Origin of the sequence: Arthrobacter sp. SAFR-044 (genome assembly GCF_051965175.1) — a bacterium.
GTDB lineage: Bacteria > Actinomycetota > Actinomycetes > Actinomycetales > Micrococcaceae > Arthrobacter.
Genome location: NZ_JBQCMK010000003.1, coordinates 291,282 through 318,240 on the forward strand (window position 1 = coordinate 291,282; position 26,959 = coordinate 318,240).

At 65.8% G+C, this 26,959-nt stretch carries 27 protein-coding genes and 1 pseudogene; 11 read left to right on the forward strand and 17 right to left on the reverse strand.

All coding sequences use genetic code 11. The annotated features are described in order from the left end of the window. Nucleotides 1–12: 12 nt before the first annotated feature. Together ACTHQS_RS06395 and ACTHQS_RS06400 are read left to right on the forward strand one after the other, a co-directional pair. Nucleotides 13–693 (forward strand): GntR family transcriptional regulator, encoded by a 681-nt coding sequence (locus ACTHQS_RS06395; protein ID WP_440167108.1) that lies wholly within the window; start codon nt 13–15, stop codon nt 691–693. Nucleotides 694–820: 127 nt separating this feature from the next. Next, nucleotides 821–1,102: a hypothetical protein gene (locus ACTHQS_RS06400; protein ID WP_440167110.1), complete on the forward strand. Its 282-nt coding sequence runs from the start codon at nt 821–823 to the stop codon at nt 1,100–1,102. A 97-nt stretch (nt 1,103–1,199) separates the two neighbouring features. Here the strand turns inward: ACTHQS_RS06400 and ACTHQS_RS06405 are convergent, their stop codons facing one another. The 4 genes from ACTHQS_RS06405 to uraD all read right to left on the reverse strand — a co-directional run bounded on the left by ACTHQS_RS06405 (nt 1,200) and on the right by uraD (nt 5,123). Then, nucleotides 1,200–3,134 carry a BCCT family transporter gene (locus tag ACTHQS_RS06405; protein ID WP_440167113.1) on the reverse strand — a complete coding sequence of 645 codons (1,935 nt, stop codon included), beginning with the start codon at nt 3,132–3,134 and terminating at the stop codon, nt 1,200–1,202. A 264-nt stretch (nt 3,135–3,398) separates the two neighbouring features. After that, entirely contained in the window at nt 3,399–4,208 is an 810-nt protein-coding gene (locus tag ACTHQS_RS06410; RefSeq protein WP_440167116.1) for an IclR family transcriptional regulator, read from the reverse strand. A gap of 82 nt (nt 4,209–4,290) precedes the next feature. Then, nucleotides 4,291–4,629, reverse strand: a complete 339-nt coding sequence (gene uraH / locus ACTHQS_RS06415) for a hydroxyisourate hydrolase (RefSeq protein WP_214943066.1) — start codon at nt 4,627–4,629, stop codon at nt 4,291–4,293. Next, nucleotides 4,626–5,123 carry a 2-oxo-4-hydroxy-4-carboxy-5-ureidoimidazoline decarboxylase gene (uraD, locus tag ACTHQS_RS06420; protein ID WP_440167118.1) on the reverse strand — a complete coding sequence of 166 codons (498 nt, stop codon included), beginning with the start codon at nt 5,121–5,123 and terminating at the stop codon, nt 4,626–4,628. Before uraD ends, uraH begins: the two co-directional genes overlap by 4 nt. A 325-nt stretch (nt 5,124–5,448) precedes the next feature. Between uraD and ACTHQS_RS06425 the strand changes: the two genes are divergently transcribed. After that, complete coding sequence (locus ACTHQS_RS06425; protein WP_440167122.1) at nt 5,449–5,730, forward strand: hypothetical protein; 282 nt, start codon at nt 5,449–5,451, stop codon at nt 5,728–5,730. A gap of 216 nt (nt 5,731–5,946) precedes the next feature. Here ACTHQS_RS06425 and ACTHQS_RS06430 read toward each other — a convergent pair whose 3' ends face one another. Both ACTHQS_RS06430 and ACTHQS_RS06435 read right to left on the reverse strand, forming a co-directional pair. After that, nucleotides 5,947–6,519: a GNAT family N-acetyltransferase gene (locus ACTHQS_RS06430; protein ID WP_440167124.1), complete on the reverse strand. Its 573-nt coding sequence runs from the start codon at nt 6,517–6,519 to the stop codon at nt 5,947–5,949. 26 nt (nt 6,520–6,545) lie between these two features. After that, nucleotides 6,546–6,923: a hypothetical protein gene (locus ACTHQS_RS06435; RefSeq protein WP_440167126.1), complete on the reverse strand. Its 378-nt coding sequence runs from the start codon at nt 6,921–6,923 to the stop codon at nt 6,546–6,548. Between the two features lie 91 nt (nt 6,924–7,014). Here ACTHQS_RS06435 and ACTHQS_RS06440 point away from each other — a divergent pair, with 91 nt between their 5' ends. Beyond that, on the forward strand, nt 7,015–8,403 hold the full coding sequence (locus tag ACTHQS_RS06440) for an MFS transporter (protein WP_440167129.1): 1,389 nt from the start codon (nt 7,015–7,017) through the stop codon (nt 8,401–8,403). Between the two features lie 66 nt (nt 8,404–8,469). Here the strand turns inward: ACTHQS_RS06440 and bcp are convergent, their stop codons facing one another. From bcp to ACTHQS_RS06475, 7 genes are all read right to left on the reverse strand, one after another. Further along, nucleotides 8,470–8,949, reverse strand: a complete 480-nt coding sequence (gene bcp / locus ACTHQS_RS06445) for a thioredoxin-dependent thiol peroxidase (RefSeq protein WP_440167131.1) — start codon at nt 8,947–8,949, stop codon at nt 8,470–8,472. An 81-nt stretch (nt 8,950–9,030) separates the two neighbouring features. Further along, the gene (locus tag ACTHQS_RS06450) at nt 9,031–9,681 is read right to left on the reverse strand and encodes a winged helix-turn-helix domain-containing protein (protein ID WP_440167133.1); all 651 of its coding nucleotides are present in this window, start codon (nt 9,679–9,681) and stop codon (nt 9,031–9,033) included. A gap of 9 nt (nt 9,682–9,690) precedes the next feature. Continuing rightward, the gene (gene allB / locus ACTHQS_RS06455; protein ID WP_440167134.1) at nt 9,691–11,034 is read right to left on the reverse strand and encodes an allantoinase AllB; all 1,344 of its coding nucleotides are present in this window, start codon (nt 11,032–11,034) and stop codon (nt 9,691–9,693) included. Next, nucleotides 11,027–12,220 carry a glycerate kinase gene (locus tag ACTHQS_RS06460; protein ID WP_440167135.1) on the reverse strand — a complete coding sequence of 398 codons (1,194 nt, stop codon included), beginning with the start codon at nt 12,218–12,220 and terminating at the stop codon, nt 11,027–11,029. Before ACTHQS_RS06460 ends, allB begins: the two co-directional genes overlap by 8 nt. Before the next feature lie 2 nt (nt 12,221–12,222). Then, the gene (gene gcl / locus ACTHQS_RS06465) at nt 12,223–14,013 is read right to left on the reverse strand and encodes a glyoxylate carboligase (protein ID WP_440167137.1); all 1,791 of its coding nucleotides are present in this window, start codon (nt 14,011–14,013) and stop codon (nt 12,223–12,225) included. Between the two features lie 143 nt (nt 14,014–14,156). Next, nucleotides 14,157–15,074: a 2-hydroxy-3-oxopropionate reductase gene (locus tag ACTHQS_RS06470; protein ID WP_440167139.1), complete on the reverse strand. Its 918-nt coding sequence runs from the start codon at nt 15,072–15,074 to the stop codon at nt 14,157–14,159. A 71-nt stretch (nt 15,075–15,145) separates the two neighbouring features. Beyond that, complete coding sequence (locus ACTHQS_RS06475) at nt 15,146–15,946, reverse strand: hydroxypyruvate isomerase family protein (protein WP_440167140.1); 801 nt, start codon at nt 15,944–15,946, stop codon at nt 15,146–15,148. 193 nt (nt 15,947–16,139) lie between these two features. Between ACTHQS_RS06475 and ACTHQS_RS06480 the strand changes: the two genes are divergently transcribed. Together ACTHQS_RS06480 and ACTHQS_RS06485 are read left to right on the forward strand one after the other, a co-directional pair. Next, nucleotides 16,140–16,949, forward strand: a complete 810-nt coding sequence (locus tag ACTHQS_RS06480; protein ID WP_440167142.1) for a hypothetical protein — start codon at nt 16,140–16,142, stop codon at nt 16,947–16,949. A gap of 102 nt (nt 16,950–17,051) precedes the next feature. Next, nucleotides 17,052–17,795, forward strand: a complete 744-nt coding sequence (locus ACTHQS_RS06485) for an MBL fold metallo-hydrolase (RefSeq protein WP_440167143.1) — start codon at nt 17,052–17,054, stop codon at nt 17,793–17,795. A 71-nt stretch (nt 17,796–17,866) separates the two neighbouring features. On the opposite strand, the gene ACTHQS_RS06490 is transcribed toward ACTHQS_RS06485, so the two are convergent. Continuing rightward, the gene (locus tag ACTHQS_RS06490) at nt 17,867–19,156 is read right to left on the reverse strand and encodes an MFS transporter (protein ID WP_440167145.1); all 1,290 of its coding nucleotides are present in this window, start codon (nt 19,154–19,156) and stop codon (nt 17,867–17,869) included. A gap of 70 nt (nt 19,157–19,226) precedes the next feature. Further along, nucleotides 19,227–20,444, reverse strand: a complete 1,218-nt coding sequence (locus tag ACTHQS_RS06495) for a M20 metallopeptidase family protein (RefSeq protein ID WP_440167146.1) — start codon at nt 20,442–20,444, stop codon at nt 19,227–19,229. A gap of 136 nt (nt 20,445–20,580) precedes the next feature. Between ACTHQS_RS06495 and ACTHQS_RS06500 the strand changes: the two genes are divergently transcribed. Then, nucleotides 20,581–21,603: an Lrp/AsnC family transcriptional regulator gene (locus ACTHQS_RS06500; RefSeq protein ID WP_440167147.1), complete on the forward strand. Its 1,023-nt coding sequence runs from the start codon at nt 20,581–20,583 to the stop codon at nt 21,601–21,603. Between the two features lie 132 nt (nt 21,604–21,735). Here the strand turns inward: ACTHQS_RS06500 and ACTHQS_RS06505 are convergent, their stop codons facing one another. Continuing rightward, nucleotides 21,736–22,179: a hypothetical protein gene (locus ACTHQS_RS06505; RefSeq protein WP_440167149.1), complete on the reverse strand. Its 444-nt coding sequence runs from the start codon at nt 22,177–22,179 to the stop codon at nt 21,736–21,738. A 403-nt stretch (nt 22,180–22,582) separates the two neighbouring features. Between ACTHQS_RS06505 and ACTHQS_RS06510 the strand changes: the two genes are divergently transcribed. The 4 genes and pseudogenes from ACTHQS_RS06510 to ACTHQS_RS06525 form a co-directional block, all read left to right on the forward strand. Further along, on the forward strand, nt 22,583–22,882 hold the full coding sequence (locus ACTHQS_RS06510) for a putative quinol monooxygenase (protein WP_440167150.1): 300 nt from the start codon (nt 22,583–22,585) through the stop codon (nt 22,880–22,882). A gap of 88 nt (nt 22,883–22,970) precedes the next feature. Beyond that, complete coding sequence (locus ACTHQS_RS06515; protein WP_440167152.1) at nt 22,971–23,849, forward strand: Rieske 2Fe-2S domain-containing protein; 879 nt, start codon at nt 22,971–22,973, stop codon at nt 23,847–23,849. A gap of 95 nt (nt 23,850–23,944) precedes the next feature. Next, nucleotides 23,945–24,580, forward strand: coding sequence for a GyrI-like domain-containing protein (locus ACTHQS_RS06520; protein WP_440167154.1), 636 nt, complete (start codon nt 23,945–23,947; stop codon nt 24,578–24,580). Nucleotides 24,581–24,701: 121 nt separating this feature from the next. Beyond that, a pseudogene (locus ACTHQS_RS06525) lies at nt 24,702–25,244 on the forward strand (MBL fold metallo-hydrolase); the annotation flags it as partial. A gap of 13 nt (nt 25,245–25,257) precedes the next feature. On the opposite strand, the gene ACTHQS_RS06530 reads toward ACTHQS_RS06525, so the two are convergent. Then, entirely contained in the window at nt 25,258–26,898 is a 1,641-nt protein-coding gene (locus tag ACTHQS_RS06530) for an HNH endonuclease (protein ID WP_440167155.1), read from the reverse strand. Between the last annotated feature and the right edge of the window lie 61 nt (nt 26,899–26,959).

The window sequence follows — 26,959 nt, forward strand, 5'->3', positions numbered from 1 at the left end:
AAGGGGCTCAGCATGGCATTCGAAGCTTTGGCGGTGGCGGAGGATATGGGGCGGAAGTCCCTGGCCGACGTCGCCTATGAGAGCATCCGCGACTGGTTGCTGACCCTTGAAATCAAACCCGGCGAGCTGCTGAATGACGAGCTCCTGGCCAAGAACCTAGGGGTGGGGCGGACTCCGGTGCGCGAAGCCCTGAAGCGGCTGGAGCTGGACCGGCTGGTGAAGACCTACCCGCGCCGTGGCACCTTCGCTACCCGGGTGGACGTGACCGACCTTTCCTTTATTTCGGAGATCCGCGCCCAGCTTGAGCCCCTAGCAGCGGCGCGTGCCGCACGGGTGGCTTCCCCTGCGGTCCGCGACGGGCTGCGTGCCACGCTCGAAAAGGTTGAGGCGTTCGACGTGTCCGCGGCAACCGTGACCGAAACGCTCCAGCTAGATGCCCAGGTGCACCAGGGCATATACGCCGCTGCTGCCAACCCGCACCTGGAAGACATCCTGATCCGCTACGACAACCTGGCAACGCGGATTTGGTGCATGGTCATCGACCGCCTGCCGGACCTGTCGCACCATGTCCGTGAACACCTCGATCTGCTCCGCGCCGTCATCGACGGGGATGAGGAGCGGGCAGCGGAGCTTGCCCGCGTCCACGTGAGCGGGTTCGAAAGCGCGGTCCGGGAGGCACTTTTCAAGGCCTAGTGCCACGGGGGCCGGGGCGCCGTTGACATGCAGTGTGACCTGGGCCATACTCGGATCCAGATTGATATATCAATCAAATATCAGTGATGGATTCCAGCGGTGACGGCGCCGCCGATCGGAGTGACCAGTGAATTCCCAGGCAACCCTTGAAGCCCCACGTGATGCCATCCACCTTGACCCCGAACACGATGGGAAGGGCGGCGGCACGTCGAAAAAGACTCTCGGCCTCCGGGCCGACTGGGCGCGACTGCCCGGCCGCAGCGTCGAAGTGTGGTTGCAGGGGGAACGCGTGGCCAGCGGGGTGGTGGACCAGGCTGCGGAAGACGGCTCGGTGCTCTGGATAGCCGCCGAGGGCATCAGCACCCGGCGCATCTTCGACAAGTCATCGGGCTACCAAATCTGGGTTTAGCCCTCCCTGGCGCCCGCGGAGCCGCAGCTCCCAATGCACGCAATAAACGATGGAGCCCCGGCGCTGTGCGCGCCGGGGCTCCAGGCGTTCCACCTTGCTACCGCATGGCGGCCCTTTCCGGCTCCGGCTCTTCCACGTCCGTACCTGCGCCGGTGCAGTTTGCGCCTTGGGTGCACCCTTCGGCACATTCATGCTTTGTTACAAGCTCAAACTGGACACCCCGGTGTTGCTCCACCCCGGTGCGGATAGCCCGTTCCACCACGGAGTCCGCCAACCGGCGGCGCAGGGAAAGGGGGTCCCTGCGCAGGTCCTTGGTGAGGGCGAAGCAGAGCAGCAGCATGACGATGACGAAGGGCAGTGCCGCGACGATGGTGATCCGCTGCAGGCCCGACAACGCCTCAGAAGGCTTGTCACCGCCGGCCAAAAGCATGACGGCGGCCACGGCGCCGGTAAGGGCACCCCAGAAAATGACCAGCGCACGCCTGGGGTCGGAGCTGCCGTTGGAGCTCAGCGACGCCATGATCAGGGAGGCGGAGTCGGCGCCGGTGATGAAGAAGATCGCCACCAGGACCATGGCCAGGACGATCACGGCGGCAATCATCCATCCGGGCAAGGGGAGGTTCTTCACCAGGTTGAACAGGGCGCCGTCAAAATCGATGGTCGCCTTGCCGTCGGTAACGGTCATCAGGCCGGGCGTACCGGCCTTGTCCGCTTCCTGCTGGATGTGGAAGGCTGTACCGCCAAAGATGCCGAACCAGATCACGCTGACAATGCTGGGGACCAGCAGGACGCCCGTGACGAACTGCCGGATGGTCCGGCCGCGGCTGATCCGGGCGATGAACATGCCCACGAAGGGCGTCCATGAAATCCACCAGGCCCAGTAGAAGATGGTCCAGCCGGACATCCAGGTGCGCAGGGCTTCATCGCCCACCGCTTCGGTCCGGGACGACATTTCCGCGAGGTCCCTCAGGTAGTCGCCGACCGCCGAGGGGATGAGGTTGAGGATGAAGAGGGTGGGGCCGGCCACGAACACGATGACGGCGAGGACCACCGCAAGTACCATGTTGACGTTGGACAGCCACTGTATCCCGCGGCTGATGCCGGACACGGCGGACGCGATGAAGCACGCTGTCAGGATCGCCACGATGCCCACGAGCACGGGAGTTCCGATCTCGCCTGTCCACCCATTGGAGGTGAAGCCGCTGCCAATCTGAAGGGCGCCGAGGCCCAGTGACGCGGCGGTGCCGAAGAGTGTGGCGAAGATGGCCAGGATGTTGATGACCTTGCCCACCGGCCCCTCTACGGTCCTGATGCCGAACAGCGAGGTGAAGGCAGCGGAGATCAGTTGCCTGCGGCCCAGCCGGTAGGTGCCGTAGGCCATGGCTATGCCGACCACCGCGTACATGGCCCAGGGGTGCAGGGTCCAGTGGAAGATCGAGGTGGCCATGGCCGTCTGGATGGCTGCGGGGGTGCGGCCGTCAACGGTTCCGGGCGGGGGAGAGACGAAGTGGTACAGCGGCTCGGCCACTCCATAGAACATCAGGCCGATGCCCATTCCGGCGGCGAACATCATGGCGATCCATGACACCGTGCGGAATTCGGGTTTCTCGCCGTCCTTGCCGAGCGGAATGTTGCCGAACTTGCCCAGGGCCAACCACAGGACGAAGACGACGAACAGGGACGCGAGGACCATGAAGAGCCAGCCTGTGTACTCCATGACCCAGTCCAGGGCATCCTTTGAAGTGGTGGCCAGGCCGTCCTTGTCGAGGAACCCCCACGCCACGAACGCCAGCGCGATGGCACCTGTTATGCCGAACGTCGCCTTGTCCAGCGTCAGCTTCCGGTTGCGGCGCTGGGAGACGGCCTGCTCCCTGTTGCTCTGCCGCAGTTCCTCCAGGATCTGCTCGTGTTCGTTGACTGTGGGAAGGGTCGTCGTCCCTTCCTCTTGATAGGTGTCCAATGGCTCGGGGGGAACGTCCTCTGAAGGCGGCACTTTTGGCTTGGCGGAACTTAGATCACTGTTTATGGCCATGAAAGCGGATCCTTTGGCTAGTCCATGGGCTTGCGTTTAGTGCTGGCTGCGGGCAGCGCAATCCGGGGAGGAATTGCCGCCTGGGCGTGCGCCAGCGGTGTCAGGGCCTTAAGCCCTATGGGGGAGGTGTTCCGCAAAGATCAACAGAGTTCGCGCTAAGCAACAAGAGTGCTGTACGTCACTTTCAAAGTCAAGGACGGCATGCACGGCGAACCCTCTTGACGCGCAATGTGTCGTCCAAACCCAAGTGACTCTGGGGGGCTATCAGCGCCGTGTGTAACCCATGTTGGCGCTGACCTTGAGTCCGGCGTCCTTGAGGGTTTCCAGCAGGCCCGGGATCTTCTCGGGGTCGAACCGGAATGCCGGCCCGGAAATGCTGAGGGCACCGATCACGACGCCCTGGTGGTTAAAGACGGGCACGGCCACGGCATTAAGGCCGATCTCGAACTCCTCCCGCACCACCGCGTACCCCTTGGCCGCTACCTCGAGCAGCTGGGCGTCCAGCTCCTTGCGGGAGGTTATCGTGCGGGCGGTGCGGGCAGCCAGGCCCGTCTCCTTCAGGATCCGCTCACGGTCGTCCGCCTCCAGCGCCGCCAGGAGGACCTTGCCGCTGGAGGTAGCGTGCAGCGGGGTCAGGCTTCCTACCCAGTCGTAGGTGGCCAGGGTGGAGGGGCCCATGGCCTGGTCCACATTCACGGCGTAGTTGGAGCGCAGGACAGCCAGGTTAACGGTTTCCTTGAACTCTTCCGCCAGGCTCTCCAGGACGGGCCTTGCCTCGCGGACCAGGCTCAGGCGGCCGGGTATGGAGCTGGCCAGGCGCAGGATTCCAAAACCGAGCTGGTACTTGCCCCGTTCACTGTTCTGATGGACCATCTCGCGGGTGACCAGCGAACCCATCAGCCGGGACACGGTGGACTTGTGGATCCCCATTTCCTCGGCTATTTCGCTCACGCCCGCATGTCCCTCCCGTGCCAGGATCTCCAGGACGGTCAGCGCGCGCTCAACGGACTGGACCCCGCCGGACTGGCCGCCCTCGGCCTCGGTATCGATTTCCGGTTCATTTTTAGGAGCCATACTTCCTGATCCTATGCCGGTTACTGTGATGGCCGTGACATTAGGGCACGGGGGTGGAGCTGCGGAAGCCCGGGATGACCTGCTAGCTGCCGCGGTAGGTGGAGTAGGCGAACGGGCTCAGGAGCAGCGGAACGTGGTAGTGCTCGGGCCCGGTAACCTCGAAAACCAGGTCCACTTCCGGGAAAAACGTCTGCGTCTGCAGGCCCGCATAGTAGGCGCCGGTGGCAAAGTTCAGTTTGTAATGCCCGGGTTCCAGCTGTTCCGGCCCCAGGTCCTTGGCCCGGCCGTCGGCGTCGGTGCTGGAAGTTGCCAGCTCACGCCAGGTGCCGGCGTCGTTCCGTGACAGGACGACGGCGACCCCTGCCGCCGGGCGTCCGGCACCGGTGTCGAGGATGTGGGTTGTCACGTGGGAGACGCTCATTCGCTGATCAGTCCTTCGAGCCGCAGTACGGCGATTTCGCGCAGCTGCTGGGCCACGATCCTGTCTTCTTGCTCAGGGGAGTTGGAGAGCCGCTGGTTCAGGGCCGCCAGGATGTCCTGCGCGCTGCGTCCGGCTGCCCGGATCAGGAACACGCGGCCGAACTTCTCCTCGTAATCCCGGTTCCCGCGCGCCAGCGCCTCCGCGGCATCCGCGTCCGCGGGGTCCACCCCGGCCTGCTCCGAACGGGACATGGACGCCTCGGTGCTGGCCGCCGTCGGGCGTTCCCCGATCCGGGGGTGGTGGGCCATGGCGGCTTCCACCTCGCCGGGAGTGAAGGGGTTGGCTGCCTGCGCAGCGAAATCCAGGAGCTCGTCCCGGCTGGAGAACGGGCGTGCCCCGGCCACCGCCTCCACCCAGCGGCTGATGTCGATGCACGGCCGGAGGGCGGCATGGGCTGCGGCCTGGTCCACGATGTTGAATTCGGCAAGCTTCATGCTGGTCGTAATCCTTGAGGTCATGCTGGCATCCATGGTGACGGCTATGCGGATGCCGGAGTGCCCGGCGCCTGCGCACCTACCGCTGGCTTCCGCATCATGGAACTGTTATTTCAGCATACGTAATATTCAAGAGCAGGCGGGACGGCACTGTCAAGCGGCCAAACGACTTGGCTCAGCAGATCTTGCGTAAATCTTGGCATCTGCTTGCCGTGACGTTGAGGAAGGCCGGTCACACTCGAAGAAACACAGCAGCTTTCCAGGTAACAGGGTACGACGACGATCCGCACGGAAGCTGTACGGCTTGCGGAAGGCGGGGAAGCCAATGGAACACGTTAAGAGGAACGGGATGGACAAAGCCAGGGCGCTGCTTCGCGTCCTCTTCCACTCCCGGAAAGTGCGGTCCGCTGCCAGGGAACTCGAGCATGCGCTGTCCGAATCGAGGGAGGTCTCGAGTTGGCCCGGGGACCGGCTGCAGGTGGGGGAGGACATGTCCAGGCAGGTGGAAAGGCTCACCCACCGGCTCAAGCTGGAGACCGAGGCGCACCACAGGCTTGAGGCCCTTTTAAAGACTGCGGGCGGAGGGCATTCCGTAGCGGCCCTGTAGGTGCCACACTTAGCAGCAATCGATTGGCTGGGGGATAGTCAGGAGATTGCTGTGAGTTTGTTGCTGGGCTGGTCGTACCTGATGGCGGGACTCATGACCATGGACGCGATGCTGCTTGCGTTGTGGGCCATGGAAGTCGATTGGGGCAAGTACTGGCGCCGGAAGTAGCGCCAAAGCTGCGGTGTCACCGGTGGGCTGTAGTTCCGGGCTGCCCGGTCATGCCAGCTGCAGCCGCATCAGCACCCGGGGGAAGCCGTTGAGCACTGAGGTTGTGTCCGCCGCCTTGGTGAAGCCTGCATCCTCGAAAAGCTTGCGGGTTCCCACATAAGCCATGGTGAGGTCTACCTTGTGGCCGCCGTTGTCCACGGGATAGCCCTCGACCACGGGCGCCCCATAGGAGCGGGCCATGGCGACGGCGCCGGCCAGGAGGTGGTGCGAGATCCCCTTGCCCCGGTGACCGGGCCGGACGCGAAGGCACCACACCGACCAGGCGTCCTGCTCATCCACGTGGGGGATCCGCCGGTTCCGGGCAAAACTGGTGTCCGCACGCGGGTGGACGGCGGCCCACCCGACTGGTGCGCCGCCGTCGTACGCCATAACGCCTGGAGGCGGATCCTGGGTGACCAGCTGCCTGACGAGTTCCCCGCGCTCTTCGCCCCGCAGCGCCACGTTCTGTTTCGAGGGTATGCGATAGCTCAGGCACCAGCAGACGGTGGCGTCCGGCCGCTTGGGCCCCACCAGTGTTTTGACGTCCTCGAAGTCCGTGGCCGGACGCACCTCAATGGCCATGCTCCGATCCTAGTAGCCGGTCTGTGTCAGTCGCCCGGGACCCGGCCGATGCTCCACGCGGCAACTTTGCGGACGTCAACCCTGGTGGCCTGCAACGGCACCCTGCCTCCCGCTGAAACCAGTTCGGGACCCAGGAAATGGAGATAAGGCTGGTGCCATTCCGCTGCCGGCTCCCAGGCGTCCAAGGCGGCGGCGATGGCCGGGCTGCCGATCCGGACCTGGTCATTTTGCCGCCGTATCCACGCGTGCTCGGACACGACTGATCCGGAAATGACTGCGCCCTCAACCACGACGGTGAGCTCCACGGTTGCGTCCGGACCAGTCCTGAAGATCGAGGCCAACAACAACAGGAGGCGGGGGTCCGCCCCGGCGTGCAGAATCTCCTCATCCATCCCGTCGGCCATGGTCGTCCCTTTCCCGATGCTAAGCCTTCCTGCCTGACCAGCCTAGTTTCCACCCTGTCGGCCCCCGGAGCACCTCACTACACTGGGACGCATGACCCAGCAGGAACCGGGCAGTGCTGCCGCGGATCCGGACAGCGTCACGGCCTCCGTGCGAACGCCGGCCGAACGCTCCCGCACTTTCGCCGGAATCCTGGTCAACACCGCGCTGGCCAACATCACCACCAGCTACCTGTGGTTCGCGCTCACGTTCTGGCTGTACCTGGAGACGCGCAACGTGATCGCCACCGGGGTGGTGGGCGGCGCCTACATGCTGCTGATTGCCCTGTCCAGCATCAGCTTCGGCACCTTCGTTGACCGTTACCGGAAGCTGGCCGTGATGCGGTTCGCCGCCGCCTTCACCCTGGTCATGTTCGTGCTGTCCGGGGTGATGTTCCTGCTGACCCCTGCCCCGTCCCTTCTCGACCTGGGGCAGCCGTGGTTCTGGATCTTCACCCTGATCATCCTGGTCGGCGCCGTGGTGGAGAACCTGCGGAACATCGCCCTGTCCACCACGGTGACCATCCTCATCGAACCGGAGCGGCGGGCCAATGCCAACGGGCTGGTGGGGATGGTGCAGGGGCTGATGTTCATCGTCACCTCTTTGCTGTCCGGGCTGTCAGTCGGGTTGTTGGGCATGGGGTGGACCATCGCCGTCGCGCTGGTGCTCACAGCGTTGGCCGCGGCGCACCTGCTCGCCCTTCGAATGCCGGAGGAGCTGCACGTGGCGGCATCGGACGCGCACGGGGGATTTGACCTTCGGGGCTCATTTACGGCCGTGCTGGCCATCTCGGGGTTGTTCGCGCTGATCGTGTTTTCCACGTTCAACAACTTCATCGGCGGCGTCTACATGGCACTGATGGATCCGTACGGGCTGGAGATGTTCTCCGTGGAGATGTGGGGTGCTGTCTTTGCGGTTGGATCCACAGGGTTCATCATCGGCGGTGCCCTGATCGGCAAGTTCGGGCTCGGCGCCAACCCTTTGCGGACCCTGCTGATCGCGGTGGCAGCCATGGGGGTGCTCGGCGCGGTCTTCACGCTGCGGGAGTGGGCGTGGCTCTACATCCTGGGGATCTGGCTCTACCTGGTGCTGGTCCCGTTCGTGGAAGCGGCAGAGCAGACCGTCATCCAGCGGGTGGTGCCGCTGGAGCGGCAGGGACGCGTCTTCGGCTTCGCCATGGCCTTCGAATCCGCGGCGGCACCGGTCACGGCGTTCGTCATCGCCCCCATCGCCCAGTTCTGGATCATTCCGTACACGCGGTCCGCGGACGGTGCCGCCGCCCTGGCACCGCTGCTGGGTGAGGGCACCTCGCGCGGCATCGCCCTGGTGTTCCTGGTGGCCGGGATCATCATGATCGCGGCGGCACTGCTGGCCTTCCTGGCCCCGGTCTACCGCCGGGTTTCTGCGTCGTATGCGCAGGTGGCGGCAGAACCTGCGAATTAAACACCGGACGCCCCAGCATTATGTGCCGGGGCGTCCGTGGAAAAGCTGCAGGAAGTGATGGCGGGTCTAGAGTCCCAGGGCTTCCTTGAGGCGTGCGACGTGGCCGTCGGCCTGCACCTGGTACTGGGCCAGGGTGACGTTTCCTTCGGGGTCCACCACAACCGTGGAGCGGACAATGCCCTCGTGGATTTCGCCGTGGACCAGCTTTTCGCCCCAGGCGCCGTAGGCCAGGGCAACCGCGTGGTCGGGGTCGGAGAGCAGCGGGAAGGTGAGCGAGAAGTCGCCGCTGAAGCCGGCCAGGGCTTCCTGGGCGTCGGGGGAGACGCCCACTACCTCGTAGCCCTTGCCCTGCAGGGAGGCCAGGCTGTCGCGGAAGTCGCAGGCTTCGGTGGTGCAGCCGGGGGTTGCGGCCTTCGGGTAGAAGTAGACAATGACGTTCTTGCCGCGGTAATCGGCCAAAGAGGTCTCGCGGCCCTGGGCGTCCCGGAGGGTGAACTCAGGAGCCGGGGTGCCGGGCTGAAGCTTGGTGGTCAGGGTGGGGCTCATGGCGTTCCTTTGTAAGACTCGGTCAGTGATGGCCAAACATCCAGTGAAGCGGGTGGCCGCTTACTCATACAAACCAGCGCGTCATATGCAGTATTCCGCAGGACCCCGAACGGCGGCGTGCGGGCCCGGCACAAACTGGTAGCCGCCGCCGCGGACGGTGGCCACGGCATGGCGGGCATTGCCCAGTTTCTTGCGGATCCTGCCCACATACACGTCGATGGAGCGGGCGGTGGCGCCGGGGAAAGCCAGCGATTCCAGGAACTCCTGCAGTTCCTCGCGGCCTACCGTGCGGGACAGGTGCGTCACCAGGTAGCGCAGCACTTTGTATTCGACGCCGGTCAGCGCCACCGGCCTGCCGTCCAGCAGGACGGAGTCGGCGGCGAGGTCCACGGCGACCCGGCTGACGGGGCCGGCCGACGGCGGCAGGCGTGTGCCGCCGTCGGCCGCGGTTGCGCCGGGGTTCTTCGCCGCGGAAGGAACGCGAGAGGAGTCGGCTGCGGCTCCTTCCGCGCTGGCGGAGACCCCGGACGTGGGGGCTCCGGCGGCAGGCCAATGGACTTCCGCCTCCGGAGCAGTTTCGAGGGCCCGTTGGAGGACCATGTGGGCGGCGTGGCGCAGGAGTTCGGGGCTGGTTCCTTCGGCTGGAACAACCCAAACGGCCAGGCCTCGGGCGGCGGCCTTGTGTGAAACAAATCCTGGCCGCGCCCCCGGATAGTGGGCTTCCACTGCCATGGCGGGCCCTTATACGCCGCCGCGGCGGATCAGCCTGCCCGTGGGGGTCTGGCCGTCCACTACGGCGCCGCGGAGGAAGGTCTTGCGGACAACGCCGGACAGGGCCTTGCCGTCGTACGGGGTGATGGGGTTCTTGTGCTTGAGCTTGGATACGTCCACCACGAACGCCTCGTCCGGGGCGAAGACGGCGAAGTCGGCGTCGTAGCCCAGGGCCAGCTGGCCCTTGTTGGTGAGCCGGGCCAGGTTGGCTGGCCGTTCCGCCATCCAGGACACCACCTGTTCCAGCGGGATGCCGCGGTGGCGGGCTTCGGTCCAGATCAGGGACAGGCCCAGCTGGAGCGAGGAGACCCCGCCCCAGGCCACGGCGAAGTCGCCGTTCTCGAGGTCCTTCAGATCCAGCGTGGAGGGGGAGTGGTCCGAGACGATGCAGTCGATGGTGCCGTCCTGCAGGCCCTGCCACAGCAGTTCCCGGTTGGAGGCTTCGCGGATGGGCGGGCAGCACTTGTAGGCGGTGGCGCCGTCCGGGATTTCCTCCGCCATCAGTGTGAGGTAGTGCGGGCACGTTTCCACGGTGAGCTTCACGCCGTCGCGCTTTGCCGAGGCGATCATGGGCAGGGCGTCCGACGACGACAGGTGCAGGATGTGCGCACGCGCGCCGGTCCAGCGGGCCCGTTCGATGACCTCGGCGATGGCTTTGTTCTCCGCGCCGCGGGGGCGGGAGGCCAGGAAGGTTTGGTAGTGGTCGCCGCCGGGGTGGGGTGCCCGGTCGATGGCGTGCGAGTCCTCGGCGTGGACGATCATGAGCGAGTCGAAGGACTTCAGTTCGGCCATGTCCTCTTCCATCTCGTCCGCGTCCAGGTGCGGGAACTCGTCCACGCCGGAGTGCAGGAGGAAGCACTTGAAGCCGAACACGCCTTCGTCGTGCAGGGGACGCAGGTCTGCCTTGTTGCCCGGGATGGCGCCGCCCCAGAACCCGACGTCGATGAACGCCTGGTCCTCGGCCACTTCGCGCTTGAGCTTGAGGTTTTCAACGGTGGTGGTGGGCGGGACGGAGTTCAGCGGCATGTCGATGATGGTGGTGACGCCGCCGGCCGCGGCAGCGCGGGTGGCGGAGGCGAAGCCCTCCCACTCGGTGCGGCCCGGCTCATTGACATGGACGTGGGTGTCCACCAGGCCCGGGAGCAGGGTTTCATCGTCCGCGAGGTCGATGACTTCGGCGCCGGCGAGACCGTTGCCGAGGGGTTCGATAGCCACGATCTTGCCGTTGCGGACGCCCACCTCGCGGGGTGCAATGCCGGCGGTGGTCAGGATGCGCCGGCCCCGGATGACGAGGTCAAAACGTTCTTCAGACACGGAGGTCCTCCTTGGTACTTGCGGCGGCAGGCCTGTTGGCCGCCAGCCCCGCACTGATCTGGGTGCCCAGCTGCTCCAGCAGCGGCCCTGCCTCTGCTATGCACCTGTTTACATCGGTTTCGAGCGACGTCAAAGGATAAATATCCTCGAACCCGGCAGCCACGGCCTGGTCAGGGTCCAGGGTGGTCCGGCCGCAGACAGCGACGACGGGAACGCCCTGCGCCGCCGCGGCGCGGGCAACACCCATCGGCGTCTTGCCCAGCAGGCTTTGTTCGTCCAGGCTGCCTTCGCCCGTGATCACCAGGTCGGCGCCCTCCAGCCGGTCCGCCAGCCCCGTGAATCCAAGAACGACGTCGATGCCCGGCCGCCGCGTTGCGGCCAGGACGGCGATGGCGGCGTAGCCCACGCCGCCGGCTGCTCCGGCTCCGGGAGCTTCGGCGGCCTTGACGGCGCGGAATCCGATTTCCCTGGCCAGGACTTCGACAAACCTGGCCAGGGCGGCGTCGAGCATGCCGACGTCTTGGTGTGTGGCACCCTTCTGTGGCCCGAACACCGCCGGGGCGCCCTGGGCGCCCAGCAGCGGGTTGTCCACGTCGGATGCCAGCACAAAGCGGGTGTCCACCAGGCGGGGCTCGAAATCCGTGAAGTCGATGCTGTGCAGGTTTGCCAGGGCGGCCCCGCCCGGTGCGATTTCGTTGTTCCTGCTGTCCAGGAACCTGGCGCCAAGGCCCTGAAGGAGCCCCGCGCCGCCGTCGGTATTGGCACTGCCGCCCACCCCGAGCACGATCCTCCGGCAGCCGGCGTCGAGCGCTGCCCGGATGAGCTGGCCCGTGCCAAGGCTGGTGGCCGTGGTGGCATCCGCCGAATCCGGACGGCCGCCAGTCTGGACGCTTGGCACCAGGGCGAGCCCGGACGCCGTCGCCATCTCGATCACGGCTTCGTGGCCCCGGACGGCGAAGTCCGCTTCCACCGGCTGTCCGGTTGGCCCGGCGACCGTTGCCGTGCGGCGGGTGAAGCCGGAGCCGACGGCAGCATCGAGGGTGCCCTCGCCGCCGTCGGCCACCGGAATCCGGATAATATCCAGGTTTCCGCCGGCACCCCGCTGCAGGCCCTTTTCCAGGTGCCTGCACACCTCCGGGGCCGACAGCGAACCCTTGAACTTGTCCGGGGCAATAACCACGCGCATGGTTAGGCCTGCAGGGCCAGGATGGCAGTGGGAGCGTCGGCGGCGGATTCCGCCAGTTCCTCGAACTCGTTCACGGCGTTGATTTCCACACCCATGGAGATGTTGGTGACCTTTTCCAGGATCACTTCCACCACCACGGGAACCTGGAACTCGCCCATCAGGGCCTTGGCCTTGTCGAACGCGGCGGCGAGGTCATTGGGGTCCTCCACGCGGACGGCCTTGCAGCCCAGGCCTTCGGCCACCTTCAGGTGGTCCACGCCGTAGCCGCGGGTGTCCTCGGACAGGTGAGAGCTGTTGATGTTTTCGAATGCCAGGGACACGTTCTGTTCCATGTTGAACCCGCGCTGGGACTGGCGGATCAGGCCCAGGTAGGAGTTGTTCACCACCACGTGGATGTACGGCAGGTTGAACTGCGCGCCCACGGCCAGTTCCTCGATCATGAACTGGAAGTCGTAGTCACCGGAGAGGGCCACCACGGTCTGGTCCGGGTTGGAACGGGCGACGCCGAGCGCGGCCGGGGCGGTCCAGCCCAGCGGCCCTGCCTGGCCGGCGTTGATCCACTTTCGCGGGCCGAACACGTGCAGCATCTGGGCGCCGGCGATCTGCGACAGGCCGATGGTGGACACGTAGGTGGTGTCGCGGCCGAAGGACTTGTTCATCTCCTCGTACACGCGCTGCGGCTTGATGGGGATGTTCTCGAAGTGCGTCTTGCGGTGCAGGGATGCCTTGCGGTCCTGGCATCCGGCAACCCAGGCGCTGTAGTCCGGCAGGGACCCGGCCGCCTTGCGCTCTTTGGCGAGTTCAACCAGCCCTGCCAGCGCCGCGCCGGCGTCGGACGCGATGCCCAGGTCCGGCGAGAACACGCGGCCGATCTGCGTGGGCTCGATGTCGATGTGCACGAACTTGCGGCCTGCCGTGTAGGTTTCCAGGCCGCCGGTGTGGCGGTTGGCCCAGCGGTTGCCGATGCCGATCACGAAGTCGGACTGCAGGTAGTTCTCGTTGCCGTAGCGGTGGGACGTCTGCAGGCCCACCATGCCGGCCATGAGCTGGTGGTCGTCCGGGATGGTGCCCCAGCCCATCAGGGTGGGGATGACCGGCACGTTGAGGGTCTCGGCCAGTTCCACCAGCTGGGCGGAGGCGCCGGCGTTGATGATGCCGCCGCCGGCCACGATCAGCGGGTGCTTGGCGGCGAGGAGCATGTCGAGGGCCTTCTCCAGCTGCTTGCGGGAGGCCTTGGGCTTCTCAACGGGCAGCGGCTCGTAGGTGTCGATGTCGAATTCGATCTCGGCCATCTGCACGTCGATGGGCAGGTCCAGCAGCACCGGGCCCGGGCGGCCGGACCGCATCAGCTGGAAGGCCTTCTGGAAGGCGCCGGGAACCTGGCCGGGCTCCAGGATGGTCATGGCCATCTTGGTGACGGGTTTGGCGATGGACTCGATGTCCACGGCCTGGAAATCTTCCTTGTGGAGCTTGGCTACCGGTGCTTGGCCGGTGATGCAGAGCATGGGGATGGAATCGGCCCAGGCGGCGTACAGGCCGGTGATCATGTCCGTGCCGGCGGGCCCGGAGGTACCGATGCAGATCCCGATGTTGCCGTCCTTGGCGCGGCTGAAGCCATCGGCCATATGGCTGGCGCCTTCAACGTGGCGGGCCAGAGTGTGGCGGATGCCGCCGTGGGCGCGCATTGCGGAGTAGAAGGGGTTGATGGCCGCGCCTGGCAGGCCGAACGCCTCGATGGCGCCTTCCTTTTCCAGGATGGCCACCGCTGCATCAACGGTACGCATCTTGCTCATGGGGTGCTCCTTGTTTTGCCCCTGCGGGGCGAAGTCTGGGTGTTTTTGGGTGTAGTGAGGGAACCGCCGTCGTAATTCACGACGGCGGACTCCCTGCTTAGGTGCTTGTGTCCGCGCTTTTGTCCCGGCTGCGCCGGGAGTGGCTACTTCCTGCCGCTGAGCTGCAGGACCTGCTTGAAGAGTCCGGAGTGGTCCAGTGCGCCGTCGCCCTGGTTGACGGTGGCGGCGACGAGCTGGGCGGCGACGGCGCCGAGGGGGATGGCGACGTTGGCTTCGCGGGCGGCGGCGGTGACAATGCCCAGGTCCTTGTGGTGGAGGGCGAGCCGGAAGCCGGGGTCGAAGTTGCGGTCCAGCATCTTCTGGCCCTTCTGGTCCAGGACCTTGGAGCCGGCCAGGCCGCCACCGAGGACCTTGAGGGCGGCGTCGGTGTCCACGCCGTAGGCCTCAAGGAACGCGATGGCTTCGCCGAGGACCTCGATGTTGACGGCCACGATCAGCTGGTTGGCAGCCTTGACGGTCTGGCCGGAGCCGGACGGGCCGACGTGGACGATGGTCTTGCCGACGGCGTTCAGGACGTCCTGGGCGTCGTCGAAGTCCTGCTTGTCGCCGCCCACCATGATGGACAGGACGGCGTCGATGGCGCCCTGTTCGCCGCCGGAGACCGGGGCGTCGAGGGGGCGGATGCCGGCTTCACGGGCTTCTTCCGAGAGGCGGACCGCGACGTCGGGGCGGATGCTCGAGGCATCGATCCACAGGGCGCCCTTTTTGGCGTTGGCGAAGACGCCGTCCTTGCCGCTGACAACGCCCTCGACGTCGGGGGAGTCCGGCACCATGGTGATGACGACGTCGGCATCCTTGACGGCGTCCGCGATGCTGGAGGCGCCCTTGCCGCCTTCGGAGACCAGCTTGTCGATCTTGTCCTGGCTGCGGTTGAAGCCGGTGACGTTGTGGCCGGCCTTGACCAGGTTGATGGCCATGGGCAGGCCCATGATTCCGAGTCCGATGACTGCAACGTTGCTCATGATGGTTCTCTTCCTGAAAGTCTGTGCGTGGTTCCCCAACTCACTCGCATTTGTTGTCGTTTTGAGGGCTCAAAACGACAACAACTGCGAGCCAGTTGGGCGGGTGGGGATTATTTGGCGGCGTGCTCGCGGATGGCCCAGCTGAAGGCCGTTTCCCCCGGTTCCTTGTACTCGAGGCCGATATAGCCTTCGTAGCCGAGTTCGCGGCTGCGGGCGATCCATTCGCCCAGCGGGAGGGTGCCGGTACCGGGGGCGCCGCGGCCGGGGTTGTCGGCGATCTGGATGTGGCCGAAGTCCTTGGCATGGTTTTCGATGACAGCCTGGACGTCGTCGCCGTTGACTGCCAGGTGGTAGAAGTCGGCGAGGAGTTTGATGTTGCCGACGCCGGCTTCCTCCTTGACGCGGGCGATGGCCTGGAGGGCGTCATTGGCGGTCAGGAGTGGGTACTTGGGTGCGCCGCTCACCGGCTCCAGGAGAACGGTGCCGCCGATGCGCGCCACGCCTTCGGCCGCTGCCGCCAGGTTCTTGATGGCCAGCTCGTCCTGCTCTTCCGGGGTGAAGTCGTCCTGCCGGTTGCCATAGAGGGCGTTGAAGGCCTTGCAACCCAGGCGCCCGCCGATGCCGGCCACGACGTCGATGTTGTCCTTGAACTCGGAGCAGCGTCCCTTCCAGGAGACCAGGCCGCGGTCGCCGCCGGGCATGTTGCCGGCGTTGAAGTTCAGGCCCGTGAGCTGGACGCCTGCTTCCGTGATGGCGTTCTCGAACGTGGTGATTTCGCTGTCCGCCGGGACTGAGGTTTCGAAGGGCCACCAGAACTCGACGGCGTCGAAGCCTGCTGCCTTGGCGGCGGCGGGGCGCTCGAGCAGGGGCAGCTCCGTGAGGAGGATGGAGCAGTTCACTGTGTACGTCATCGTAGGTCCTTCCGGGGGAGGGGCTTTGATCTATCTTCCCTTGGCGGGCGGCTTGCGTCTTTTTCCGCTTTGTGGAATTTAGATTCTGCTTTATGAAAAGTGTAGGGAAGGTGGGGTGGGGTAGTCAAGGGGAGGCCCGGGCAGGAGACTGGTAGCAGGTACGCCCGCTCAACATGAATGGACTGGAGCGATCATGACCGCTGCCCGCCTCCGGCTTCTGGCCTGGCTCGTTGCCTTGGCCGGATTCGTTGCCGGTTGTACGCCCGCGGCAGGCCCCGGGCAGGCTGTTATTGAGCCTCCGGCCGCTTCACCCGCCGCCACCGCAACGGCAACGGCCTCGCCGGCACCTGTTCCTGTCCAGGCGCCGGCCCCCACAACCGCTGCAGCTCCTGCTCCGGTACCCCAGCCTTTCGCCCTCAATCTGTACCGGGAGGGGGACTTTGTTCCGCAGTACACCTTCGACTGGTGCGTGGCGGCGAGCATCCAGATGGCACACAACCTGATTGACGACACCGGCGGTGGCACCTGGGCTGACCGCGCGCAGCAGAACGAACTGTGGGAGATGGCGAGGGCGCGATCGTCCGACTCCTTCAACGGCGCAAATCCCTTCGGGTGGGCGCAGGCGCTGACGGAGGCGGGAATGGGGCCGTACCAGGTGGTCAGCGTCCCGGGTTATGAAGAAGCACTGCGGACGGCGGCCCGTGCCATTGCGGAGACGGGCAGGCCGGTGGGCCTGGTGATGTGGAGTGGCCGCCACGCCTGGGTGATGAGCGGATTCGAGTCGGTGGGCGATCCGCACCAGTTCCCGGATTTTTCAGTCACCGGCATCCATGTCCTCGACCCGCTCTACCCCTACGGCAGTGGCCAGTGGGGCCCGTCGCCGGCACCGAATGCGCTGCTCGCGCCGGAGCAGTTGGCCACACAGTTCGTGGTCCGCGAACCGCGGCGGTGGAGCAGCGGACTGGCCGCCGGCTACCTGCTGGTGCTTCCCACTGCTGCCTAGGGATGGTTAGGTAACCGGCCGGAGCTTCAGGCCTGCCGTTGCTGGGTACCTTCCTTTCGTGCAGCAACGAAAGTCCTTTGCCCATCCGATTGGAGTTCCGGCATGATCGTTCCCAACGTCGCAGATGGCGTCCACCTCATAACCCACGCGAACGTCAACTGCTACGTGATCGAGGACGACCATGGGGTGACCCTGGTGGACGCAGGTCTGCCCAGCATGTGGCTGATGCTGACGCAGCTCCTGGAGGAACGGAACCGGCGCCCCCAGGACGTCAAAGCGCTGGTCCTCACCCACGGCCATTTCGACCATGTCGGCTTCGCACTGCGCGCCCGCCGGCAATGGGGAATCCCCGTGCTGGTCCACGCCGGGGACGCCCGGCTGGCGGCACACCCCTACCGCTACAAGCCCCAGCGCAACCGCTTCCTCTACCCCGTGACCCACCCCAGGTCCCTGCCGCGGCTCGGCAGCATGGCAGCGGCAGGTGCGCTGGCCGTGAAAGGCATCGCCGACACGCAGCCGCTGGGCACCGGAGTGGCGGACGCACTGACCGGCCGTCCCGACGTCGTCCATACTCCCGGCCACACGGACGGGCACTGCATCCTGCACCTGCCGGGCCGCGGTGTCCTCCTGACCGGCGACGCCCTGGTGACGCTGGACCCCTACACCGGGAAGGCGGGCCCGCAGATCGTGGCGTCCGCCGCCACCAAGGACACAGGACAGGCGCTCGCATCGTTGGACGCTATCGCCGCGACGGGGGCCACCATCCTGTTGCCAGGCCATGGCAAACCCTGGAAGAAGGGATCGGAAGCAGCGGTCCGCGAAGCCCGGCGGATCGGCGCGCACTAAGTTTCGTACAACAGAGGTCCCCGGCGCAGCAGTTCAGCAGTGCGCCGGGGACCTCTTGTCAGCGGGAAAGACTAGTGGGTCAGGTCCTTGCCCTTCGTCTCGGGAATCGTGAACACGAACGCCGCGCTGACCACCAGCAGCAGCACTGCGTACACGTTGAAGACCTGCGGCGCCCCGAGGGAAGAGCCCAGCCACTGCTGCAGGTAGGGGGCGGTGCCGCCGAACACGGCCACGCAGATGGAGTAGGGGACGCCCACGCCGACGGTGCGGATCGAGGTGGGGAACAGTTCGGCATACACAGCCGGCACGATGGCGGCGCTCGCGGCCACGAAGACCAGCATCACGGACATGCTGACGGCCAGTTGCCAGGCGGAGTCCTTCAGCAGCCAGGTCATGGGGAAGTGCAGCACTGCCGAACCGATGGCACCGGCCCAGAGCACCTTCTTGCGGCCGATCCGGTCGGACAGCTTGCCCCAGACCGGCAGTGCAGCGATGAAGACGATGTTCGCGATCACGCCTGCCCACAGCGCCTCGCCGCGGTCGATCTTCAGGGCGGTGGTGGCGTAGCTTGGTGCCACCACACCCCAGATGTAGTAGATCACGGTCAGGCCCACGGTCAGCCCGATCACCTGCATGGCCTGCTTGCGGTACTGGACGATCTGTGGCCAGATCGGGGCCCGCTTGGCGGTGACGGCCTCGTCCTGGAACGCCTCGGTTTCATGCAGGCGCGAGCGCATGATCAGCGCGTACAGGCCCATGGCTGCCCCGATCAGGAACGGGATGCGCCAGCCCCACGCGTTCATCGCCTCCGTGCTCAGCGCCATGTTCAGGACGGCGCCCAGCAGCGTGCCGAACAGGATGCCCACGGTGCCAGAGGTGTAGATCAAGGTGGCCCAGAAGCCGCGGTGCTCCTTGGGTGCCATCTCGGAGAGGTACGTTTGCGACGACGGCAGCTCGCCGCCATGCGCCAGCCCCTGCACCAGCCGGGCCACCAACAGCATCAGGGACGCGAACGCGCCGACGCTGGCGAACGTGGGGGCGATGCCGATCATCAGGCTGCCCAGCGAGGCAAGGCCGACGGCGAAGGTCATCGACGTCTTCCGGCCCACCCTGTCGCCGATCCAGCCGAAGAGGAAGCCGCCGAAGGGCCGCGCCACGAAGCCGACGGCGAAGATCGCCAAGGTGGACAGCACCGCCGACGCCGGGTCCGCCTTGCTGAACAGCTGGCTGGCGATGAAGGGGGTGAACGTGGCGTAGATGGCCCAGTCGTACCACTCAACGGCGTTGCCGATGCCGGTGCCGATGATGGTCTTGGCCGTGGACATGCGTCCAGTGTGGGGCTTGCTTACTGCAACGGACATGGATTTCTTCCTGGTCGGTTGGTCTGTGGGAAGGGCAGCGGCGCTGCTGCCGGTTAGGGGAGAGGGGCCCTTAGACGGCCCGTGACAGCGCGGCCAGCCGCGAGATGGCCAGTTCCGCGTAGAGTGCGGCCCCGTCCGCCAACACGGCGTCGTCGAATGTTGCGTACGGCGAGTGGTTGAACGGCGAGTCGGCGTGGTCGGCGCCGGGTGCGACGGCGCTGAGCCCCACGAAAGTGCCGGGCACCTCGGCCAGTACACGGGAGAAGTCCTCGGAGCCGCTGAGCGGGGTGGCCCAGCGCGAGAGGCGGCGCTCGCCGAAAAGCTCGGTGATCACTTTCTCCGCGGTATGTGTTTCATCCTCGCTGGTGATGGTGAGGGGGTACTCCTGCAGGTAGTCCACGTCGACCTCCACGCCGTGCGCGGCAGCGATCCCCTTGAGCAGGCGGGGCACGGCCTCCATCATCTTCAGGCGTGACGCTTCGGAAAACGTCCGGATGGTTGCCTCGATGCGGGCCGACTCCGGGATGATGTTCCGCTTGGTCCCGGCGTGCAGCACGCCCACCGACAGGACCACGGGATCGAACATGTTGAACTGCCGGGTGACCATCACCTGCAGGGCCGTCACCATCTCTGCGGCCACAGTGACGGGATCCTTCGCGGAGTGCGGTGCCGAACCATGGCCGCCGGCGCCGAGCACGGTGACTTCCAGCCCGTCCGAGGCGCTGAGCATGACGCCGGGCTTGGTGCAGAAGGTGCCGTGCGGCTCCAGTGAGGAGAACACGTGCATGCCATAGGCTGCCTGGACACGCGGGCCGGCGGCGTCCAGGACGCCTTCCCGGAGCATGTAACTGGCACCATCACAGCCCTCCTCGCCAGGCTGGAACATAAGGACGACGTCGCCCTGGAGTTGGTGCCTCTTCTCAGCCAGGAGGGTGGCAGCTCCGGCGAGCATGGACGTGTGCAGGTCGTGGCCGCAGGCGTGCATGGCGCCGTCAGCCTGCGACGTGAAATGGACACCCGTCTTCTCCTGGACGGGCAACCCATCCATGTCGGCGCGGAGCAGGACGGCGGGGCGCTGGCCGGCATTCCGGTGGCCGCCACGCAGGACCGCGGTGACCGACGTCGTCTCTTTGCCCAGGGTGATCTCGAAGGGGAGTCCGTCCAGCGCCTCAAGGACCTTATCCTGGGTCCGCGGGAGGTGGAGGCCGATCTCAGGCTGCCGGTGGAGGTCATGGCGCAGGCGGACCAAATCATCCTGCAGGTCCTTGGCGTCCTCGGTAATGGGCACGTGTCACTCCTTGTCATGGGCATCAGGGCTTGGGGACTATTCTGAAGTGGCGCGGTTCACATTCGTGAAAAGGGCTGGAATTATCCTGTAACTGCCCGAAGACGGCACGATTCATGCATTACGAAGGGAGGCGTTGATGGAGCTCAGCGAGGATGATCTTGCCCTGATTCAGGTCCTGCAGGCCTCGCCGAGGCTTGGCTGGGCTGATGCCGCCAAAGTATTGGACGTGCACGCGACCAGCCTCGCGGCCCGCTGGGACCGGCTGGCCTCGCACGGCGCCGCGTGGGTGACCGCGCACCTGGCGGGCGACCCCAGGCAGATGCTCCTCGCCTACGTGGCCGTCGACTGCGAGATGAACCGGCGGGACAGCGTCACGGCGCAATTGGCCGCTGTGCCGGAGATCGTTACCGTGGAGGAAGCGGCGAGCAACCGGGACCTGATGCTGACGGTCATTACCCGCTCGCTCGAGGAATTCAGCGAGCGGGTGGTTTCACGCCTGAAAACCATTGACGGGCTGACCAAATACCAGGTGGCCCTGTGCACCCGGCTGCACAGCAGTGGCGACGACTGGCGGCTGAATGTCCTCAGCCGTTCGCAGCTGGCCACGCTGCGGACGCTGGTACCGTCGACAGGCCCGGAGGCAGCGCAGGTGGCCGGACAGCTTCCGCAGAGCCATCTTGACCTGCTGCCGTTCCTGGCGAGGGATGGCCGTGCCACAGCAGCCGGGATTGCCCGCGCCCTTGGCCGCCATCCCGCCACCGTGCAGCGCCAGCTGAACCGTGTGCTGGCCAGCGGCATCCTGTCCTTCCGCTGCGAAATCGCCCAGCGCTATTCCTCGTTTCCGGTGACCTGCCAATGGTTCGTGAACGTCCCGGCGGGCCAGCACGAGGCAGCTGCCGCAGAGATCCGCGCTATCAGCAACGTGCGGCTGAGCGCCTCCACCACCGGACCTACCAACTTCGTGATCATCATGTGGCTGCACACGCTGGCGGACGTCATGTCCGCCGAGCTGGCGCTGCAGCAAAAGGTGCCCGGCATCGAAATTGTCGAGAGCGCGGTGATGCTGCGGACGGTCAAGCGGGTGGGCTGGATGTTGAAGGAAGATACGACGGCGAGTGGCGCCGTCGTGCATGCAGGAACCTTGGGCGCCGCAGACTGAGCGTGGTGGACGATGGTGGGCCGCCACGGGGTGTGGTGATTGTTTGGGGTCGTACGTTGTCGGCTCGGGAAGGGCCAGAGTGGGGAGCCAGAGGCCTGCGCCCTTGGCTCCCCGCTAAAGGGAGGAAGAGGCTCACTTCCCGCCGCTGTGCACTTCCACTACGGCGCTCTTCTCCCATGCGGTCCAGTCGGACCAGTGTCCGTTGTGGTTCTCAACTCGGAATGAGACGAGGTGGTAGACCTCTTCTGCACCCCTGCGGTCAAGGTTGGGCACATGGTCAATGCTGGAAATGGTCCTTGCGCCGTCGTGGCGATCAAACTGCTCAGTGAACACAGTTCTGCCGAGGAAGTCGTCGCTGCGGCGTGGACCGCGGTCGTCTTCATAGCGCAGTTGGCGGATCTGGACGGTCTTCCCGCCGTCGCAATCCACCTTGATCCTGAAATCGACCTTGTTGCCGCGGAGATCCTTCGGGTCCTTGGGATCGACGGTACAGCCGTTGCGGCTTGTTTCCGCGTTGGCCGGTGCAGCCATCGCCAGTAAACCCCCGAACAGACCCAGCGAAAGGACCGGAACCATGACCAACCTTGCCCCGGTTGGCCTCTTAATTCGAGTGTTGGACATTTCCTGTTGCTCCTCAAAGGATGCGATTTACCTTTGCGGGCAGCCCTAAGCCGCCAAAATTGAGCATGTTTTAGTAACCATTGTGGTGGCAGCAGCCTGCCCGTCCCATTTCAAACAGCACGCCCCGCAGTGCGGGTGGCGTGGACTCCGGATCCTTCCGTTCACTGGAATCCGGTATTAAAAATATCCTCCGCTGCGTGCGGGCGCGCTAGGGGGAACAGCACCCTAGTTACCAGCTTTATTCAGGACTTGGCCTGAGCTGTGCAGTTGGGTGAGCTGCGCAGTTGGGCGAGCGTTGCGCCGGCGCTGGTCGGCTTTACTCCTTTCCGGCCTCCGCCGCACACTGCAAACTGTCCCTATGACCTTTGCGAATGTGGGAATGCTCGGAACCAAGCCCGGCCAGCGCGACGCCCTGGTGGCTATCCTGCTCCGGCCGAAACCAGGGATGAAGGAAACCGGGTGCCTGCTGTATGAGGTGGGAGTCAACGCCGACATGCCGGATACCGTTTTCGTCTCGGAACTATGGGAATCCGCTGAAGCCCACCAGGCGTCCCTGCAGTTGGACAGCACGCGGGCCGCGATCGCCGAGGCGATGCCGCTGCTGTCCGGTGAAATGGGAGGCCACCGGTTCACGGTGCTGGGGTCGCCGCTGCGGTGAGCTGCGGGCAGAGGGGACGGACGTACCTCTTCCCAAGACAGGTATTTGGCGCTGAGTGGATTGCGGTAATCGGGGTAAGGGAGGACACATGAAACCGTTGCCCGCACTTGAGCTTGTCACCCGCCTCGAGGATGCCGAGTGGCTTGACCCACTGGCCAAGAGCGTCCGGAAAGTCGTCCTGAAGGTCATCAAGCCCCGGTGGGCCCGTGATGTCCTCCATGGTGTCCCCATTGGCCATCCGGTTCATCCCCTTGCAGTCCAGGTGCCCATCGGCGCCTGGCTCTCCGCAGGCGTGCTCGATGCAGTCCCCGGCGGAGAAAAAGCTGCCCGGCTGCTGATCGGCGTGGGCACCGCCAGCGTGATTCCGTCCGCCCTGGCCGGGTTCACTGATTGGTCCCAACTGCATCCGCAGCAGCAGAGGGTGGGCTTGGTGCACGCCGCGGCCAACGTCACCGCCACTGGCCTTTACTTTGCGTCGCTTGTGCAGCGGGCAACTGGCAGCCACGGAAGCGGCAAGGTGCTTGCCTATCTTGGACTTGCCACCGTAAGCGCCGGCGGCTTCCTTGGCGGCCACCTGTCCTACCGCCAGGCCGCAGGCGTAAACCACAGCGAGGAAATCCCCCACCGCTTCCCGTCCGGCTGGCACCCGCTGGCACCGCTCGCGGAGCTGCCCGAAGGCGGGCTGCACAAGCGCGAAGTCGCCGGTATCCCGCTGCTGGTACACCGCGAAGGCGGGGCTGTTAACGTCCTGTCCGACGTCTGCAGCCACCTTTCCGGACCGCTTCACGAAGGCAAGATCAAGGACGACGGCGGTGACCCGTGCGTCGTCTGTCCATGGCACCGCAGCACATTCTCATTGCGTACCGGAGAAGTGAAGGCCGGCCCCGCAACTTCCCGGCAGCCGCTTTTCGAGACGCGCGTGAGCGGTGAACTCGTGGAGGTTTGCCTGCCTGGAGCGGACGGTTAGAAAGGCCGTTCGGCCCTACTGGGTAGGGAAGCGCGGCGGAAAACTGGGTGCATGGCGAGGTCCAGGGGAATCCAGGCGAGGTGAGTGCAGGCGCGGTGAGCGATCTTCGCGAGGACATCGCAGTCCTCTACAAGGGGCGGAAGGGATCCGTCGATTTCGTTGACGTTCCTCCGCTGCTCTTCGCCATGGTCCGGGGCCAGGGGGACCCCGACGGGCCCGCATTCGCGGATGCAGTTCAGGCGCTCTTTACCGTCAGCTACGCCGCGCACTTCGGGCTCAAGAAGCATGCTGGTTTGATCACGAAGGTAATGCCGCTGGAAGCACTGTGGTGGTTCGCCGGGCCTGGGCAAGCTGATCCCGGGGAGGCCATAACAGCAGGCTTCGTCGGGCTCTTAGGAGTCGACCGGGAATCATGGCGGTGGCAGGCCATGATGGTTCAACCCGAACCAATCGACGAAGCCCTGCTGGAGGGGGCCCGAGAGGAGTCCCGGGCCAAGGAACTTCCCGCACTGGACCTGCTCCAGTTCGAGCGCTGGGAAGAGGGCCGCTGCGCCCAAACGCTCCATGTTGGTCCTTACGCTGACGAAGGTGCCACAATCGCCAGTCTCGACGCCGCGGTCGTGGAGGCCGGGCTGAAGGTCCACGGCAGGCACCACGAAATTTACCTCGGCGACCCCCGCCGCAGCTCACCTGACAAGCTGCGCACGCTCATTCGCCACCCTGTGGTGTGAAAGACCGATGACGCGCGTTACCGAACCGCGGGAGATTGCTTCCGGCGTGCTCATGATGACCTCCGGTGCAGGTCCGATGGCCGCAAACCTCTACCTTGTGCGCTCGGGTACCACCTGGGCGATGGTGGACTGTGGCTGGGCCGGCAGCGCGGAGCCGGTCCGGCGCGCTGTGGAGCAGGAGTTGGGGAATGGCATCACGCCTGATGCCATCCTTTTGACGCACATCCATCCGGACCACTCCGGCGCTGCCGGTGCCCTGGCCCGGAGGTGGGAGGTGCCGGTGTACGTCCACCAAGCAGAGCTACCCATGGCCGCCGGGAAATACATCCCCGAGTTTTCCATGCCGCTGGACCGCTGGATCATCGCACCGCTCCTGTGGTCGTTGCCCGCCCGCGCCCGCCGCAGGATCGAGGCGTCCGGTGACATTACGGACGTGGCCCAAAGCCTGCCCGGCGATGGAGGAATACCAGGGCTGCCCGGGTGGGCGGCCATCCCCACGCCCGGCCACACTCCCGGACATGTTGCCTATTGGCGCGCCGGCGATGGCGTCCTGCTCACCGGGGATGCGGTGGTGACGGTGGGTTTGAATTCCATCCGCGGCATCGTCTCAGGCGTACCGGACCTGTCCGGGCCGCCCAGGTACACCACCTGGAACTGGGAGCAATCCTTGGACTCCATCACACGCCTCGCAGGACTGGGTCCCCGGTTGCTGGCACCGGGCCATGGGCAGCCGCTTGCTCTTGGGGCCGTTCCGCGGCTGCGGGCTCTGACAATGAAGGAGCGCACGCAACGGATGAAGTTGCGTGGCCGCGCTGCGGGATCCCCCGAGGCTGCGTAGCCGGCCCGTTGGCAGTCCGGGACGTGCCAAGGGAAGCACCAGGCCAGCTTTCCGCGGGCCAGTGGGTTGGTTCGGGGTCGGGGTGTTCGGGTTTGTAGTGGCGTCCGGTGGGTGAGGTCCAGCCGGGTGGATTGTTCTCGGTTGCTGGATCGGGTGTCCATCTGCTGTGGTGTTTGAGTAGATGGTGTTTGGGGCAGAGCTGGGCCAGGTTGGTGACGTTGGTGGTGCCGCCGTGTTCCCAGGGGGTGAGGTGGTCGGTTTCGTTGTCGCTGGTCTTGTTGTTGCAGCCGGGGAAGGTGCATTTGCCATCGCGCATCCTGATCCAGCGTTTGATGGCCTCGGTGAGCCGGTAGTTTTTGCGGCCGATTTCCAGTGGTGCCCCGTCGCGCGGGTCGACCAGGACCCGGTAGAACGACTCCGCCCCGTCCGCGACGAGTTTCCGCGCCATCGATGCCGGGATCGGCCCGAAACCATCCAGGACTGCGGGTTCGTCGGTGAGGTCGAGGAGCGCGAACACCGGCACGGTGACCAGGACATCGGCCCGCGGGGCAGGGACCTTCCCGATCTCGGTGACTCCCTGCGGGCCATGAACGCCGGGACCGTCTTCCTCGGCGTGGGCGGCGGTGTCCCCGGTTCCGGGCTTCATGCCGGCTCCGAGGAGCAGGGATGCGGCGATGTCGGGGCGGAGTTGGGTAAGGGTGCGCTCTTCGTTGGGGCCTTGGAGGCCGCGGGCGGCAGCGGTGGTGCGGTTCCAGATGGCGCACGCGGTGTCCCCGGGAAGGTAGAGCGAAACCCAAGCCATGCCATCCCGGTCCGGGGCGTACTCCATCCGCCGGTCGGCGACCCCTTTGGCGTGTCGTTTCTCGATCGATTCGGGGTGGTGGCGTTCCCGCCAGGCGCGGACCTTGGCCCGGAACCGGGACGGGACGAGTTCCCCCGGTGCGGCACCCCGGGCGGCGTTGGGTGCGTCAGGGTCGAAGAAATGCGCTACCAAAGACGCTGCACCCTCAGGGGTGAGGCCTTCGGTCTCATCGGCCACGATCCGGGCGTGTTGCCAGGACATCGCGCCCGCGGACAGCGCCTCGAACACCAGCGGCAGCGAACAGATCCGGCGGGACTGGTCCACCAACGCGCCCGCGGCCGCGGAACTGATGGTCATGACCCCGGCGGTCTCCTCCACCACCGACATCTCCGCGTACGTGCGGTCCTGGACGGAGGCGCCCGGCGGAGTCATCGCCCGCTGGAATTCGATGGCTTCAGCGGCGTCCCGTGCCTTCACCGCTGCCAGTTGCGCTTCCAGGCGGGACGCGGCTTCCAGGCGTTCCAGCCGGATCTCGTACCGGCGCTGCAACACATCCACGCCGGCACCAACATGAGCCCCGGAAGCCAGGAAAGCGTCCTCTTTCTCCAGGGCGTCCAGGGCAGCAGCAGAGGCAAGGACACCCTCCAAAGCCACCCCAGCACCACCGCCGATTCCCATAAGAACATCATCCAACGGGGGTCCGACATTCAAAGGCGCACCCGAAGCCAGGCTGCCACAG